Raw genomic sequence first — 15657 nt, 5'->3', positions numbered from 1 at the left:
TGCCGCGCCCCGGCCAGCGGGAAACGGCCGCTCAGTGAGCGAAAGCTACCAGCGGTAGTGAGCGAAGGCCTTGTTGGCTTCGGCCATCTTGTGCGTGTCCTCGCGGCGCTTGACAGCGGCACCGAGGCCGTTGCTGGCGTCGAGGATCTCGTTGGTGAGACGCTCGGTCATGGTCTTCTCGCGACGCGCCTTGGCGTAGCTGGTCAACCAGCGCAGCGCCAGAGTGTTGGCACGGTGCGGCTTGACCTCAACCGGAACCTGGTACGTCGAGCCACCGACGCGGCGCGAACGCACCTCGAGGGTCGGGCGCACGTTGTCGAGTGCCTTCTTCAGCGTGACAACGGCATCCTGCTCGTTCTTGGCGGAGACGCCGGCGAGTGCATCGTAGACGATGCGCTCGGCGAGGCCCTTTTTGCCGTCGAGGAGGATCTTGTTGACGAGCTGGCTGACGATGGGTGCACCGTAAACCGGGTCGGCAACGACGGGGCGCTTGGGAGCGGGTCCTTTACGAGGCATTACTTCTTCTCCATCTTTGCGCCGTAGCGGCTACGTGCCTGCTTGCGGTTCTTGACGGCCTGGGTGTCCAGTGCGCCGCGAATGATCTTGTAACGCACGCCGGGAAGGTCCTTTACACGACCTCCGCGCACGAGCACCATCGAGTGCTCCTGCAGGTTGTGGCCCTCGCCGGGAATGTAGGCGGTGACTTCGGTTCCGTTGGAAAGCTTGACGCGAGCGACCTTACGCAGAGCCGAGTTCGGCTTCTTCGGGGTAGTCGTGTACACGCGGGTGCAAACGCCGCGCTGCTGCGGGTTGGACTTCAGGGCGGGAGCCTTGGTCTTGGTGATCTTGGGGCTACGGCCCTTTCGCACCAACTGCTGAATGGTGGGCACTAATTACTCCTTGTTATTGCTGCACGGTGACAGCTTTGTGATTAGCATTCGATTCGCACCCGCACACATTGCTGCGCACCGGGCGTACCGAGTTCATCTGGACCCGCGTGATCTCACGCGCTCACGCGCGTGGGTGTTGGCGGGTATGCCGTGGGGGCTGTTCGGAGAACAAACCCGTGGTGTGCCGTACCGACGCTCCCAACGCTTCACACCGGCCGTGACGTTCCGTAGGGAACCTCGCGAGGGCACAAGTCAGGCGCACGACAAAGCGCACACCGGGAAATACTATCCCGCCACGGGGGCCCGGTCAAATGGACGCGATGGGCACACCCGGGCTGGTCGCGAGGCCGGGCTGGTCGCGAGGCCACTGCTAGTCACGGGGCCACTGCGGCGAGTCGAGACTGCTTTCCAGATCGGCGAGCAGCGACTGCACCTGCGGCTCGACGTACTCGGCGACGGCGGAGCGCATCCGCTCACGGTGACGGGCCAGTTCGACGCACAGCGCCCGCCCGACCCGGGTGGCGAAGTCGTCGGCCCTGGCCAGTTCGGCGCGCATCGCGACCTTATCGGCGGCGCTCAACGGCGGTAACGGATGCGCCGGGGCGGCCACCGCGGGCACCTCCGGCGCCACGTCGGGCTCGGCATCGGCGAGTTCGGCGAAGGTGAACAGAAAGGGAGCATCGTCGGCCGGCGGCGGATCGAGGTCGAGACCGCTGAACTCGGGGTCGAGCCCCTCAGCCGGGCGGTACGGGCGACGGGCCCGGCGCTCCTCACTGCGGCGCAGCTCGCGCGCCAGCATCGGCAGGTTCTCGGTCGTGAAGTCGTCGACGAGCGCCTCGACGATGCCCTTCATGCGCATCGTCAGCGCGTGCTGCACGGAGTGCGGAACGTCTTCGGCGAGGCCAGCGGACGCGATGACGGGCGATCCGAAGCACTGGCGGCACAGCCGGGTGCGGGCCCGATGCGTTCCGGGCCTCCAGCGGGGCAGCCAGCGCAGCCAGCTGTCGACCTCCTGGCCAACGCGCGACTCGAGCGACACGTCCATGGGTTCAGAGTACCCGCTGCGCGCTGAAGCCTGCCAAGGAGTGAAGGCGCCGCGCCCGATCGCCGAAAGTCGTGACCGCGCCCCTGTTACGACGAGCTCAACAACCGGGGCGCGGTTATGGGGCTTCGGGCCAGCGAGCGGATGCGACGATCGCGCCGAACAGGTTGAGGAGCGGTTCGAGCAGCTCGGCCGCCGGGGAGGTGAAGACGAGCAACACCACCCGTTTCTGGCCGGGAACGGTCATCCAGAATTCGACGATGAGGTTGGTGACGGCGGGGGCCTCCCCCTCGGCCGGCACGGTGCGGTACCGCACGCGGCGGGCCACCTGCGCGGGGCCGACCGCGAACCTCTCCATCGCCTCGGCCGGCGCGGGCGCTGGTCCGGTGGCGGGCGCGGCATCGGTGGCGGGCGCGGCATCCGTCGCCGGATCGGCGCGGGCGAGACCGGCCAGAAACAGGTCAAGCACCGGCCCCGGCTCGGTCGATGCGGCGGCGGTGAGTTCGGTCGTCGAGTCGACGATGCTGAGAAAAGCCGGAATGGGAACGTCAGGAACGATCTCCAGGGCGATCGCGAAGCGCCGCGCGTCGATGGTGCGCGCCTCGGTCATCGCGTCGTCGATGCTGCGACGCAGTTCGGCGCGCAGTTGCGCATGCTGATCGGCGCGACCGATCACCCGCACGACGAGGGCCCTGGCCGATTGCTTCGCGGCCTGCGGGTCGGCGAGCGCTATTTGCCACCAGGATCCCGGAAACCGCAGCTGCAGGCCGTCAACCCCGGCCCGGCTCACGGCCGGGGGCCGTACTTCGTTTCGAGCACGACCGCGTCGAGGGCGAGCTGACGGTCGTAGACGTAGCCGCCGGCCAGGTCGAGTTCGGGCAAAATCGTCTCGATGTCGAACATGTCGTCGTAGTTCACGGGAGGCTCGGGCACCGGTGCCGGCCACACCTCGATCGCGTAGCCGACCGGGGTGAAGGCGTCGAACTCCCACGTCTGGCGCAGGGCATCGGCGACGATCGGGGTCACGGCTGCCGGCGAGGTATCGGTCACGTACAGCACGACGTTGAGGCGCCGCTGGCTGGGCGAGCCATCGGTATTGGCGTTGATCTGCGCTTCTTCGACGCCGCCGATGGCCGTGAGGGCGGTGTGCAGGGCCTCGATACCCGCTTCGACGCCGGGCTGGGAGCCGCTCGTGGCGGCTTGCCCTGCGGCGCAGCCGACGAGCCCCAGGCTGGCTGGAATCACCATGGCCGCGGCGACGCCGGCCAGTAATGCACGCTTCATCGGATGTGCGGATGCCATGGGGTTAGCCTCTCACGACCTGATAGTCGAAATATCGTTGGGTGCCGCCGAAGAACTCCGCCGTACGCTCTCGAAAGGCGACGGCCCGCGGATGATCCGAGCGGGTGATCTCGTTCTGTGCGGTGACCGCGTAGTCGACCGCGCCGTGCCCGAACGGTGCCGGCGTGCTCGACCCCGTTCCCCAGTCGTCTGGCACGGCGGCGGGGGCTGGCACGTCGACGACGTACCGGTTGGCGTCGTGCCGGTGCCCGGCGAGTAGGTCGCCGCCGTTCGCTACCGGGTCGCTGTCGTGCTCGAGGGAGAGCACCGAGACGCTCGACTCGATGGCGATGTCGTCGAGCGGGGACCCGGCCGTGAGCACGGCCTGCACGTTGAATTCGGCGACGAAGTCGGCATCCGCCGCGAGGTTTCCGGCCGTGATTCCGCCGAGGCTGAAGCCGGTGAGCATGACCGGGTCGCCGGCCGTGTACCCCTCGGTCTGCTCGAGGGCCGTCTGCACCGCCTTCTCAAGCTGGGTGCGCTGGGCCGGGTTGAGCTTGGCGACGAGGTCGGAGTTGAGGTCGTTGGGGGCGTCGTCGGAGAACGGCGACCAGACCTGGGTGCTCGGAATCAGTACCCGCCAGCGGGATACTCCGTCGGCCCCGACGACCTGCGTGACCCGGATCACCGCGTTGTCGGGCTCGCCGTCGTGGTCGATGTCGGTCCCGAGGCCATCGACCCGGCGCTGCTCCAGAAACACCGCGGCGTACGGATCACTCGGGTTGCTCACGGTGCTGCGGGATCCGAGTGCGGTCACCGTGGGGGTGCCGCGTTCCTTGAGCATCGCGCGCAGGGCAAGGGCCACGAGCGCGACGCTCGCGATGATCGCGAGCGCGAGCACCGCCACGAGCACGCCGAGCGCAACCCCGAGGGTCGCGAGCACGAGAATCAGCAGGGCGGCGAGCGCGACGACGATGAGCACCGCCACGAGCAGGCGGGCGATCACATCAACGGCCGCCGCCACGAAGTCGATGACGGCGCCGAGCACATCGGCGATCCAGCCGCCGACCCCGGCGAGAAACCCGCCGATGTTGCTCCACATGCTGTCATTGAGCGGGCTGCCTTTCACGACCGCTTCGATGCGAGCGGATGCCCGCTCCGCCGCGTCGTTCTTATCGGCCACGGCCGCGTTGTACTCGGCAGCTGCCCCCGCCTGCGCTCCCTCGGCCGTGTCGAGCCGGGACTCTGCGCGCGCGAGTCGCTGCTGGCTGGCGAGTTGCTCCGGGCCGGGAATCAGGGCGGCATCCCGCAGAGCCTCGACCTGACCCGCCCAGGTACCGGCCTCGCCCTGAGCCGATCCGGCGGCCGTGATCGCCCGGTTGGCCCGGTCCTGGGCAGCACTGAGATCCACGGCGTACTCGGCGAGGGCCTGCGCGGTGGCCCGGTAGCGTTCCTCGGCCTGACCGATGTCGCCGGCGACCTCGTCGGTCAGCTCGCGCACGGAGTCGAAGGCGTGCCCCACGGCATCCTGCTGCCCGGAAATGCGGATCAGACTCAGCGCTGCGGCGTTGATGGCGTCTGCGGTGGTCAGGTAGCGGTCGGCATGGTCGGCGACCACAACGGAATCTCCCCGCAGGGGTTCGAAGAGGGCCGAATCGAGCAGCCCGGAATCAGAGGTTGCCACTGTAGTTGTCATCCTTCGAGTGAGCGGTGTTGCGCAGTTCCAGATCGACCGAGATGAAGGAATCATGGATGGTGTCGACCGTCTTGGCGAGGTCGGCGAGACGCTCCACCATCCCATCGCGCTTGTCGTTCCACTGGTCGGCGAAGTCCTGCACGCGATCGGACAGGCCCGCATGCCCGACGGCCGCGGAGACCGCGTCGCTGAACTTCTCGGCCTGCTCGAAGTTGTCCTTGACCGTGACGAGGTCGTGAAAGAGCGTGTTGAGCTGGGTGAGATTGAAGTTCAGGTCCATGGTGTCAGGTTCATCAGTGTCAGGTTCATCAGTGTCAGGTTCATCAGCGTCAGGTCCATCAGCGTCAGGTGACCGACTCGGCGGCGGCGAGAACTTCGGCGCTGCGCCAGAAGTTCAGCGCGCAGATCACGCCGAGCGCCAGAAACACCAGCCCGATGCCGAGCGGCACGAGCAGAAAGATCGGGTCGTCGTAATACAGGGCGATCCAGCCCGGCCCCATGAAGAGTCCGCCGAGAAAGGCGAGCCACAGGTCGAAGCGCCAGAAGTAGGTCAGGCCGCGCCAGAATCGGCTGCCCGTTCCGGCCGGCAGCGTGGTGCCGGCCGCGACGCGCCGCGCGTAGGCGAGCTTTTTCACGAGCGACACGGCAATCACGGCCGCCACGCCGGAGGCGAGCGCGCCGTACATGCCGAGCAGCATCCAGACGTCTTCTTCGATCGAGTAGTGCACCTGGGCGGGCCAGCCGCCGGCGCGCCCAAGCGCGACGGGCACCGCGATCAGGGCGGCCCAGACCAGCACGGGGGCGGCGATCCAGGCGAGGTGCACGCGGGGGCTCAGCACCCGCAGGGTGGCGGTGTTGGTGGCGCCCCGCCAGGTGCCGCGGTCGGAGCGCACCCAGCGGGCGCGGCGCAGCAGCTCCCCCAGCATCAGCAGGCAGAACGCCAGCAGAAAGATGATCATCGGAGTTCCGACGATGAGGGACCCCACCGAGCGCTCGTACTGCGAGAGTCCGAGGTTGCGGGTGTCCGTGTACGTGCTGCTCATCGCCTCGTCGAAGGCAGCGCTGTTCTGCAGCGTCAGCGCCAGAATCGCGCCGATCGCGGCCAGGCCGAGCACCACGAGCCCGATTCCGCCCATCGTGAGCCAGAAGCCGACTCGCCGGCGCCGGGGAGTAGCCTCACGCACGGCTATCTCGATCGGCGGTGCGGCCGGCGGTGCGGCCGGCGACCTCGCCACGCGGGTCATGCCTCGACCCGCTCGGTCGCCGCTTCCGGTTCGGGGTGCCAGCTCACGGTCGACATGATCATGTCAAAGAGTTCGGTGAACAGCTCGTACCCTTCGACCATCGGAGCGGAGATCGTGAACTGCAGCAGCTCGGCGGCGCCCGGCACGGGCAGCCAGTAGTCGAGCGACAGCGTCTGCGTCGTGGTGTCGCCCCACTCGCGGGTACCGTGCTGGGTGCGGCGAGCGATCGGCCCGGCGCTTCCCGCCACGAACGTCGCCGCCGGAAAGTCGCGGCGCAGCCGGTCTTCGGGGGTGACGGCGAGGGCCGGCGTACCCGGCGCATCCGTCGCCCGGGGCGGCCAGGGCGTGCGGCTGCCGAGCATCGACGCGGGAAACGGAACACCCGGCGCGAGCTCGAGCGAGATGGCGAACGACAGCGCGTGCGCGGCCTGCGCCTGCAGCGCGGCGTCGAGCAGCTGATCGCGCACGTCCCGGCGGTGCCGGGCGAGGCGGTCGTTCATGCCGACCTGCTTCTTCACGAGGGCGCTGATGCGAGCGGATGCCGCCTCCCGACTCTGCATCGGAATCTGCGCCCAGGTGCCCGGAAGCACGATCGAGTAGTCGGCCAGGGCAATCTGTCGGCTCATGGGTGCTCCTTCGTGGCGGGCGGGCCCAGTGCCACCGGAGGGCTGAGTGTCACCGGAGGACTGAGTGTCACCGGAGGGCTGAGCGTCACCGGAGGACTGAGTGTCACCCGCAGGGTCTGCGCCAGGTCCTGCGTCTGCTGCGACATGTTCTCGAAGGCGGCGAGGTCGTGGGTCGAGAAGATGAACTGCACCATCTGGGCCGCGCCAACCGGGTAGACGCCGAAGATCGTGCGTTCTTCGAGCACCCCCTCGGCGTCACCCGGATTGCGGTGTTCGATGAGGTTGTTGGCCCCGACGAGCGGGCCGAGGTCGGTGTCGCCGTTCCACGCGAGAACGTCGCGCACTCGGCGCCCCGGCACCTGCACGACGGCATCGTGCTCGAGGGCGGCCTGAAACTCGGCCGGGCTGCCCACCTCGGCCACGGCGATCGCCTTGAAGCCGAGCACGCAGCTGGCCCGGCCCGATTCGGGGGCCGGAATGAAGACGGCGGCGGTCAGGTAGTCGTCGTCGAGCGCCCGCAGGCGCAGCTGCACGGCGGCGAGTTCGTCCCGCAGCCAGCGGCCGGCCTCGCTGCCGGCGGTACCGGCGGCAGCACCGGCTGCGGCACCGGATGCGAGGCGCTCGGCGAGGTCCGCGGCCCAGGCATCCGCTTGCGCGCTACGGTCGAGGGGCAGGGGATACCAGCCGGCGGGCAGGTCGACATCGAAGGCGAGAATATCTGCCAGTGCGGCGACAGCTCCGGCGTGACCATTCAGCTCGACGCTCATTTGCCGGTGACCGCGCGGACCGTGTGCACGACCCCGTTGGAGTAGAGCACTTCACCCGTCACGATGAGCTGGCCGGCTCCGACAACGGCCTTGGTACCGGTGCTGATGGGCTGCACGCCGTTGGCCCCCATGCGTGAGATCGGCGCGAGGTCGTCGGTGATACCGATCCCTTCTCTGAGCACCTCTCTAATCGAGCCGGGCCAGCCCTCGCCTGCGGCTCTGATGCCGAAGGGGTCGGAGAAGTTGGACCGGAACGGGGGCGGGTTGTTGGTCACCGCGCGCGCCGCGCTCTGGTTCATGAATTGGCCGGCCGGCGGGCGCCCCTGCAGGGCGGTGCGGGACATGCCGGTGCTGAAGGCGAGGCCGTTCGCCTTGACGACGCCCTTGGCTCGGGCCATCTTGCTGAACTGCCCGAGGATCTTACCGCCGAAGCAGGAGACCACGCCGAGCGCGACAGCGACGATGAGGTCGGTCCAGGAGCCCTCGCCGGTCGCGACCTTCACGGCGGCCTCGATGATGTTGATGAGGGCTCCGACGGCGGCCAGGGCCAGCAGCACCTGCCCGAGGCCGGGCACCCACGACAGAAAGATCGCGAGGATGCCGGCGATATCGCAGAGCTGGCGGAATTTCTCCCAAACGAACGCGACCAGATCGGCGCCCCAGTTGTCCCACCAGGAGTCGTTGAGGTCGCTGTCCTTGACGACGGTGTGAATGGCCGCAGCGGCCGTGCTCGCGGCGGTCTCTTTGGCGGCGCTCGCGGTGCGCCAGGCGGTTTGCGCGGCGACGATCCCCTCAAGCTTCTCCGCGGCATCCGTCACCAAACCGCGGGCGGTCTGTTGATTGGCGGCCTGCTCCGGTGTCGCCTCGGTGGCGGTCTCCTCGGCCGTGTCGGCCCGGGACTGCGCGGTGCGGTACTCGCTTTCGGCGCTGCCGATGCTCGCGATGGCGGTCTGTGCGTCGACCTGGGCGTCGTTCAACGCTCCGGAGTAGGTCGAGAGCGCCTCGGCCGTGTCGCGGTAGCGGCTTTCGGCCTGAGCGATGCTGTCGGCGACCTTGGTGGCGTTCTCGCGCACCGCGGCAACGGCCGAGCTCTGCATCTCGCTCGTGTCGGCGACGACGCGCAGCGAGGCGGTGGCCCGGCTGATGGCGTCGGCCATGCGCAGGTAGTCGGCGGACTTGGTGGCGAGCAGGCCGGAGTCACCCTGCAGCGGTTCGAATTCCCTGTCGTACACGATGTCCCCGGTTTCAGTGGTGCGCGGTCTGGTGCACGTTAGTTCGCGATGGCTGGTGCTTGTTCGGCCGCTTCGAGCGCCTGGGCAAGCTCGGAGTCAACCTGCAGAAAGGCGTTGTTGATGGCCGTGATCTGGCCGACCAGAGCGGTGATCTGCTCGACCATGTCGGCGCGTTTGTCGTCCCACGAGCCGGCGAAGTCAACCACGCGCTCTTCGAGTTCACGCTGGCCGGTGGCCCCGGCGACCGAACCGGCGATGCCCTCGGCACTCTCGAATTCGGTCAGAATCGCCGCGAGGTCGGCGCCGACCAGTTGCAGAATGGCGGTACTGACCTTGAGGTCAGCCATGGTGGTCCCTTTCCCGGGGGTGCGCTAGATGGAGTGCGCTAGATGGAGTGCACTGGATGGGGTGCGCTAGAGAGGTTCACAAGACGAGCGTGATGACACCGCCCCGACCGAAAGCCGGGGCGGTGTCGGCGTGAAGCTGCTTAGCCGCGGATGGCGTTGCCGAGCTCGGTGTCAACCTGCTCGAGGGCGGTGGCCGCCTGGGTGAGGAACGAGGACATGCCCTCGAGGCCGTTGACCGCTTCGGTCGTGCCGCGCGTGAAGGTCTCGTACGAGACCTGGAAGGCGCCGGAGGCCTGGTCGGTGATGAAGCCGTTGCCGACGAGGTTGTTCACGAGGGTCTGCAGTTCAACCAGCTTGCTGACCAGCTCTTCCTTGCCCGTGCTCAGACGCCCGGCGGCATCCGTCATTTCGCCGTAGGTTACGTTGACGTTCGCCATGAGATGCTCCCAAACCTTGTGTGACCCCCAGTGTGAGCATCAACTATCCCTAACCGTAGTTGTCTACCCCCCGAAAGAACATGGGTATCGGTACCCATGCCCTGTACCCAGGGGTGTCACGCGCTGCTGCGCCCGAAACCTGCACGTGCGCCCAAAATCCGCGGGCTCGCGCGCTGCTGCGCCCGAAACCTGCACGTGCGCCTGTAATCGCGGGCGCACGTGCAGCTTCTGGGCGCACGACCGCCGAGGCATGCAGGTTTGCGCCGCACACGCGACTCACGCGAGCACGCGGCTCGCCGCGGGGGCCACCGCGGGTTAGTCGCTGGCCAGGCCGAGCTGCACCCGCACGCTCTTGCCGCGCGCCACGTATATGCCGCGCCCGGTGGGAAATTCGGCGCGGTTGATGCGCGGCAGCGGGGTCTTCAGAATCAGGTCGCCCTCCATGCTGTCGGGCTGCAGCAGCAGGCCGCGACGGCCCGTCTTGACCTCGGTCATGAGCGGCCAACTCGAACTCCAGCTGCCCGTCTCCCCCTCGGCGAGCAAGAAGTGGTCGCTGCGCTTCACGTCCTTGATGAGCTGCACGAGCGGGGCATCCGCCGGCGATTGCAGAAACTCCGAGATGCTCTCGATGAAAATACCGATGCGGCCCTCGGTGTCGGCGTCGCTGACGGCGGCGGCGAGGTCCTTGGCCAGGGCGACGGCCTCCTCGACCGTCACCGCCCGGCCGGCCCAGGTCGGCAGTGCCGCGACGCTCGAGCGGGCGCTGCCGATGTAGTACAGCCGCATCGCCGGGTCGAAGCGCAACAGCGAGCGATGCAGCACGGTGAGCGCCGTCGTGCGGCCGCTCGCCGGCGGCCCGGCGAGCAGAAACACTCCGGTCGGGTCGAAGCCGATCGGCCCGAGGGTGTCTTCGGCGATGCCCAGCACCGGGGCGTGCCCGCCAGCCAGCTCGACAACGGCGGGCAGCTCGGACGCCGGGTATTCCCTGGGCATGGCGCCGATGGCCGGCGCCGCCGCGGTGCCGGCGCCGGCCCGCCGCATGGCGCTCGCGAGCTGCTTGACCGCCGCCGACTGGTCGCTCACCGAACGGGATCCCCCGAGCACGGCGACCTGGGTCTCGAGGTTGTCGACGATCGCCCGACCGGGCACCGATTTGGAGCTCAGAATGTCGCCGGGGGCATCGAGGATGCTGTAGCCGGCGTCGTCGGCGAGGCGCAGAATCACGCGGCGCTGCACGTTGGAGCTGACCGACGACGGCACCGCGCCTGGCCGGTCGGCGGTGAAGGCCACGTTGATGCCGAGCTGGCGGCCGTCGCTGAGAATGTCCTTGAACACGTTGTACCAGGGCGCTCGGCCGCTCGTGACCTCCCAGTCGTTGCGAAAGGTGGGGAAGCCATCGATGAGCAGCAGAATGCGCGGCTCGTTCGCGAGCCCGGTCTGGGCCCGGTAGTCGGTGATGTTGGAGGCATTGGCGTCGGCGAAGCGCGATCCGCGGTCTTCGAGCACGCCCTTGAGCATGCGGAACAGCCGCACAATGCGTTCGGTGTCGTCGCCGCTGATGACCCCGCCCACATGGGGCAGCGCGTCGAGCATGCGCAGGCTGCCGGCTCCGAAGTCGAGGCCGTAGACGTGCACCGGGCCGCCGCGCGGGGTGATCGCCGCGGCGCACGCGAGGGTGCGCAGGGCGGCACTCTTGCCGGAGCCGCCGGTGCCGTAGATCACGAGGTGACCGTCGACATCCGGATAGAAGTAGACCGAGCGCTGCTGCTGCAGCTGTGGAATATCGGACACCCCGATCAGCAGCTCGCTGTCGGTGCGCTGGCGCAGCTTGCTGAGGTCGTAGGCGGCGGCCATCTCGTCGAGCCACGGCCGACGCGGCGCGGGAATGGTGGCGAGAGCGGATGCCCCCCTGATGCGTTCCACGAGTCGCTGCTGGTCGGTGGGCCCCAGATCGTGCACCTCTTCGACGATGGTGCCCTTGGGCTCCTGCCACGGGGCCTCGCCGCCGAAGCGCAGCTCGGCGACCGTGATGCCGGGGCGGTCGGGCTCTCGGCTGGTCCAGCCGCCGGCGTAGCTCGACTGAAACTGCTGCAGCCGGCCGGGTCCGGTCTTGGCGATGCCGCGGCCGGGAATGCCCGGATCGAAGTGGCTCGCGTCTTTCGTGCCGATCACGTCGGAGCTGTCGGACTCGTCAGCCATGCGCAGGGCGATGCGCAGCGGCGTGTTGGCGCGCAGGTTGTCTTTGATCACGCCGGCGGGGCGCTGGGTGGCCATGATCAGGTGAATTCCGAGCGAACGACCGCGCTGGGCGATGTCGACGACGCCGTCGACGAACTCGGGTACCTCGCTCGCGAGGGCGGCGAACTCGTCGATCACGAGCACGAGGGCGGGCGGGCTCTCGGGATCGCCGCGCTTCTCGAGCTCGAGCAGGTCCTTGGCCTTCTTGCGGTTCAACAGGTGTTCGCGGTGGTGCAGTTCGGCGCGCAGGCTCGTGAGGGCGCGCCGCACGAGGTGCGGGCTCAGGTCGGTCACGAGGCCAACGCAGTGCGGCAGGTTCACGCAGTCGGCGAAGGCGGAGCCGCCCTTGTAGTCCACGAAGAGAAAGGTGACCCGGTCGGGGCTGTATTCGGCGGCCATGCCGAGCACCCAGGCCTGCAGAAACTCGCTCTTGCCGGCTCCGGTGGTGCCGCCGACGAGAGCGTGCGGCCCCTGCGTGCGCAGGTCGAGGTGCATTGCGTCGACCCCGGAGGAGCCGATGATGGCGCGCAGCTTGCCGGCGCGGCGAGCCGTGAACGCGGCGCCCGGCGTGCGGTTGTGAATGGATGCGTTCTGCCGCCACCGGTCGACGACGGCGTCGCTCGATTCGACGAGGTCGTGGCCCAGCAGAGTGACGAGGGAGACCGTGCGCGGCAGGTCGCTCGCGTCGGCGACGAGGGCGCCGGCGTCGATGACCGCAGCCATGCGGCGGGCGTAGGCGTGCGCGGTGGCGGCGTCGACGTATTCGGTCGCGACGTCGGTGATGGTCTCGCCGAGGCGCACGAATCCGACGGTCGCGGTGCCGGGTGTCGCGGTGCCGGGCCCGGTCTCCGTCGCGTCACTCGTGTGCAGCCAGGTACGGCAGGCGGCCGGCAGCTCGGGCACGCTCGCGGCGATCCAGATCGGAAAGACGCCGGCATCCGCCGCGGTTTCGGCGAGCTGCACGAGCCGGGCGCGGTCGAGGCCGACATCATCGGAGATGAGAACCACGATCGCGGGGATCGCACTGCGGGTGCCGGCCTCGGTGGCCTCGGTCCCCACATCCGCTCCCCGATCGAGCGCGGCCTTCTGCTGGTCCATCGCGCCGCGGCGGGTGGACTTGTGGCCGGAGCTGCCGAGCCGCTGGGTGATGAGCCCCTCGAGCTGGGAGAGCAGCACGGCTCCGCTCGCGGCGCCGTCGACGAGGTGGCTGCCGGCGAGCGGGCTCTGCGGTGACGAGGTGTGCGGCATCCACTTCAGCCATTCGAGCTCGCGCGACCAGGCCGGGGTGACGAGCGCGGCGACGACGAGCTCGGCCGGCGAGTGCAGCGCGGTCAGCTGCACGAGAATCGCATTGAGCGAGCCGCCAGCGGATGCCGGGCTGCCGGCGATGCCGAGCGCCCCGGAGTCGTAGAGGTTGTCGATGAGGGGCACGCCGTCGACCCGGCGGTGGTCGGCGATGACCTGGTCGAGGCGGGCGCGCAGCTCGGGCAGGATCTCGCCGCGCTTGCCGGCATCGACGGTGTTGCGGCTGAGCATCGAGCCGATGCCGAGGCGCACGTTGAGAAACGACCAGTGCTCGGGGCGGCGGGTCCACAGCATGGGGCCGCGGCGCAGGGCCTGCTCGAGGGTTTCGGCGGTCGAGGGCGATTCGGCCAGCCGCACCTGTTGCTCGATGATCTTTTCGTGGCCGAGCTGGGTGACGAGCGAGGCCAGGCGTTCGTCGAAGCGAGCGAGCAGTCGTTTGAGCTTCTTCTTATCGCGCGATTTGTTGGTGAAGTAGTTACCGATGAGCAGCAGCGGCGACAGCGCCACGAACATGAGCGACGACAGCCGCTGCGTCACGATGTAGAGTCCGATGCCGAGCACCATCGGCGCCATTAGCGCGAGAAACGGAAACCCGTTGTCGTCTTTCTCCGGCGGGGCTTCGGGGGCGGCGAAGACCTCGCCGGCGTAGCGGCGTTCGACCGTGGGTGAGCGGTTGAAGAAGACCGGCCCGGCGGTGGGCACGTACCCGGTCGAGGCGGCGCTCGCGAGCACCTCGATCTCGACCTCGGTGTCGCCGATCAGTAGGGCGGCGGTCGATTCGATGCGAAACCGGCCGATCAGTTCGCCGTCGACGACGATGCCGTTTGCCGAGCCGAGGTCGATGACCTCGACGCCGTCGCTGACCTCGAAGCGCACGTGGCGTTTCGAGACGAGCCTGTCGCCGAGCACGATGTCGCAGTCGTCTTCGCGACCGAGGACGGATGTTCCCACCGGCAGCGCGAATTCCCTCCCGGCATCGGGACCCGATTTCAGGCGCAGCATCGCCACGGTGGGCGCATTGCCGGTACCGGCCGGCGAGTAGTACACGCCGGCGTCTTCGAGGGTGACGCTCGCGCCCGAGCCGATCCAGGCCTCACCGATGGCACCGTCCGGCGGCAGCAGCAGCGACTCGGCGTGCCCGGGCAGGGTGGCGCGCAGCGTGAGAGCGGCCGGTGCCCCGGCCGACCCCGGCACGGCGGGCTGCTGGTGCGGGTCGAGGCGGGCGATCGTGGCGGCGATGTCGGAGATGTTGGCGGCGGCATCCGTCGTGACGACGATGTCCTGGGCGGGGCCAGCGGGGCGTACGAGGGTCAGTTTGAGGCGCATTGGTTCGTGTTACCCGTCATCGCGGCTTTCCCACGGCCACAGCGGGCGGCCATGCTGACCCTGCTGAGTCGCAAGGATCAATGAATACGACAGTACGACAATTGCCGCGAAAATGCCGGTGATCACGGTAAACGGGCTGATCAGCAGCGAACCGGCGAAGGGCATCGGGGCGACGCCGTCGAGCCCGATGCCCACGGCCCCGACCACGATGAAGGTCGCGCTCGCGGCGAATCCGGAGCCGATCGCGTAGCCGAGGGCCACCCGCTGACGCTCAGGGCGGGTCGTGATGCCGAGCTTGACCATGAGCGCGAAGACCAGCACGACCGGCACCCCGACCATGACCGGGCCGAGCACCGGACCGGCCAGCGGTTCGGCGATGACCTCACGGTCGGTGATGAGGCTGACCATGCCGAAGCCCGCCACCACGAGTGAGAGATAGAGCACGGCGGCGAACACCGACACGACAATGGCGTACTTCTGATAATCGCGCACGGTTCCCCTTCCGACAGGCACCCTGCCGACAGGCGCCTGCCCTCAGCGTACAACCGGTGTTAGTTGGCGCGCGCGACCTGCGGTCCCTCGGCGAGCACACGCTCGTACTCGGTGCGGGCGGCCGCGTTGCGGGTCGTGACGCCGCGGCCGCGACGGCTGATCCAGGCGCCGAACCAGATCGGCACCTCGCGGGCGATGACCGCGGCGGCGATGGCGAAGGGCGCGAACCACTGCTGGCTCAGCACGCTGGCGATCTCGGTCGGGCTGAGGGTCCAGGCCTGCACGGTGAGCAGCACGCTGCCGACGTAGGAGACATAGACGACCACGGCGACCAGGAACCCGAAGAGCACGTAGCTCCACCAGCCGGCCCGGTTGACCAGGCTCACGAGCAGGGCGAAGCCGAGGAAGAAGAAGATGACGGGCACGTAGAAGACCGGGCGCACGGCGAACTCGGTGAAGACGCGGGTGGTCTCGGTGATCGTCGAACTCGACAGGCCGACGATCGTGAAGACGGCCGCGGCGTAGATGACGGCGTAGACCAGGGTCGCGACGAGGGCAATGAGGATGCCGCCGCCACGGTTGCTGCGATCCTTCGGCGGGGTGGGCGCCTGCACGTAGATCGGTGTCTGCGTGGCCGGCGCGGTCTGCGGGGCCTGCGGGGTCGGCGCGTACTCGGGCGTGGTGTTCGCGGCCGGGGCGACGGGCGCGGCGGCCGGCGCGGCGACTGCGGCAGC

Annotated in this window: 16 protein-coding genes; all 16 read right to left on the bottom strand. The window is 68.8% G+C overall.

The features are described from left to right. Nucleotides 1–45: 45 nt before the first annotated feature. On the bottom strand, nucleotides 46–516 hold the full coding sequence (gene rpsG / locus E3T55_RS00125) for a 30S ribosomal protein S7 (RefSeq protein WP_119974622.1): 471 nt from the start codon (nucleotides 514–516) through the stop codon (nucleotides 46–48). Next, entirely contained in the window at nucleotides 516–890 is a 375-nt protein-coding gene (rpsL, locus tag E3T55_RS00120) for a 30S ribosomal protein S12 (protein WP_119974621.1), read from the bottom strand. Before rpsL ends, rpsG begins: the two co-directional genes overlap by 1 nt. Before the next feature lie 370 nt (nucleotides 891–1260). Further along, nucleotides 1261–1935, bottom strand: a complete 675-nt coding sequence (locus E3T55_RS00115; RefSeq protein ID WP_134517569.1) for a spermidine/putrescine ABC transporter substrate-binding protein — start codon at nucleotides 1933–1935, stop codon at nucleotides 1261–1263. A 115-nt stretch (nucleotides 1936–2050) separates the two neighbouring features. Beyond that, complete coding sequence (locus E3T55_RS00110) at nucleotides 2051–2722, bottom strand: hypothetical protein (RefSeq protein WP_134517568.1); 672 nt, start codon at nucleotides 2720–2722, stop codon at nucleotides 2051–2053. Next, nucleotides 2719–3234 (bottom strand): hypothetical protein, encoded by a 516-nt coding sequence (locus E3T55_RS00105; RefSeq protein ID WP_134517567.1) that lies wholly within the window; start codon nucleotides 3232–3234, stop codon nucleotides 2719–2721. Before E3T55_RS00105 ends, E3T55_RS00110 begins: the two co-directional genes overlap by 4 nt. A gap of 4 nt (nucleotides 3235–3238) precedes the next feature. Further along, nucleotides 3239–4897, bottom strand: coding sequence for a hypothetical protein (locus tag E3T55_RS00100; protein WP_134517566.1), 1659 nt, complete (start codon nucleotides 4895–4897; stop codon nucleotides 3239–3241). Continuing rightward, entirely contained in the window at nucleotides 4884–5189 is a 306-nt protein-coding gene (locus tag E3T55_RS00095; protein WP_134517565.1) for a hypothetical protein, read from the bottom strand. The genes E3T55_RS00100 and E3T55_RS00095 overlap by 14 nt, the downstream gene beginning before the upstream one ends. A gap of 64 nt (nucleotides 5190–5253) precedes the next feature. Further along, nucleotides 5254–6153 carry a hypothetical protein gene (locus tag E3T55_RS00090; protein WP_134517564.1) on the bottom strand — a complete coding sequence of 300 codons (900 nt, stop codon included), beginning with the start codon at nucleotides 6151–6153 and terminating at the stop codon, nucleotides 5254–5256. Further along, a complete protein-coding gene (locus E3T55_RS00085) occupies nucleotides 6150–6779 on the bottom strand; it encodes a hypothetical protein (RefSeq protein ID WP_134517563.1) in 630 nt (209 codons plus the stop codon). Before E3T55_RS00085 ends, E3T55_RS00090 begins: the two co-directional genes overlap by 4 nt. Continuing rightward, complete coding sequence (locus E3T55_RS00080) at nucleotides 6776–7546, bottom strand: hypothetical protein (protein ID WP_134517562.1); 771 nt, start codon at nucleotides 7544–7546, stop codon at nucleotides 6776–6778. The genes E3T55_RS00085 and E3T55_RS00080 overlap by 4 nt, the downstream gene beginning before the upstream one ends. Next, entirely contained in the window at nucleotides 7543–8778 is a 1236-nt protein-coding gene (locus tag E3T55_RS00075) for a hypothetical protein (protein WP_134517561.1), read from the bottom strand. The genes E3T55_RS00080 and E3T55_RS00075 overlap by 4 nt, the downstream gene beginning before the upstream one ends. 38 nt (nucleotides 8779–8816) lie before the next feature. After that, nucleotides 8817–9125, bottom strand: a complete 309-nt coding sequence (locus E3T55_RS00070) for a hypothetical protein (protein ID WP_134517560.1) — start codon at nucleotides 9123–9125, stop codon at nucleotides 8817–8819. A 140-nt stretch (nucleotides 9126–9265) separates the two neighbouring features. Continuing rightward, nucleotides 9266–9562, bottom strand: coding sequence for a WXG100 family type VII secretion target (locus tag E3T55_RS00065; protein ID WP_119974608.1), 297 nt, complete (start codon nucleotides 9560–9562; stop codon nucleotides 9266–9268). A 315-nt stretch (nucleotides 9563–9877) separates the two neighbouring features. Then, nucleotides 9878–14431, bottom strand: a complete 4554-nt coding sequence (locus E3T55_RS00060; RefSeq protein WP_134517559.1) for an FtsK/SpoIIIE domain-containing protein — start codon at nucleotides 14429–14431, stop codon at nucleotides 9878–9880. A 9-nt stretch (nucleotides 14432–14440) separates the two neighbouring features. Beyond that, nucleotides 14441–14923 carry a DUF6121 family protein gene (locus tag E3T55_RS00055; RefSeq protein WP_134517558.1) on the bottom strand — a complete coding sequence of 161 codons (483 nt, stop codon included), beginning with the start codon at nucleotides 14921–14923 and terminating at the stop codon, nucleotides 14441–14443. 59 nt (nucleotides 14924–14982) lie between these two features. After that, on the bottom strand, nucleotides 14983–15657 hold a 675-nt coding region (locus tag E3T55_RS20105; protein ID WP_166791626.1), incomplete at its 5' end, for a hypothetical protein.

Source organism: Cryobacterium frigoriphilum (assembly GCF_004403305.1).
Lineage (GTDB): Bacteria > Actinomycetota > Actinomycetes > Actinomycetales > Microbacteriaceae > Cryobacterium > Cryobacterium frigoriphilum.
Note: the sequence above shows the minus strand (reverse complement) of the source record. Positions and strands in the feature narration are given on the sequence as shown.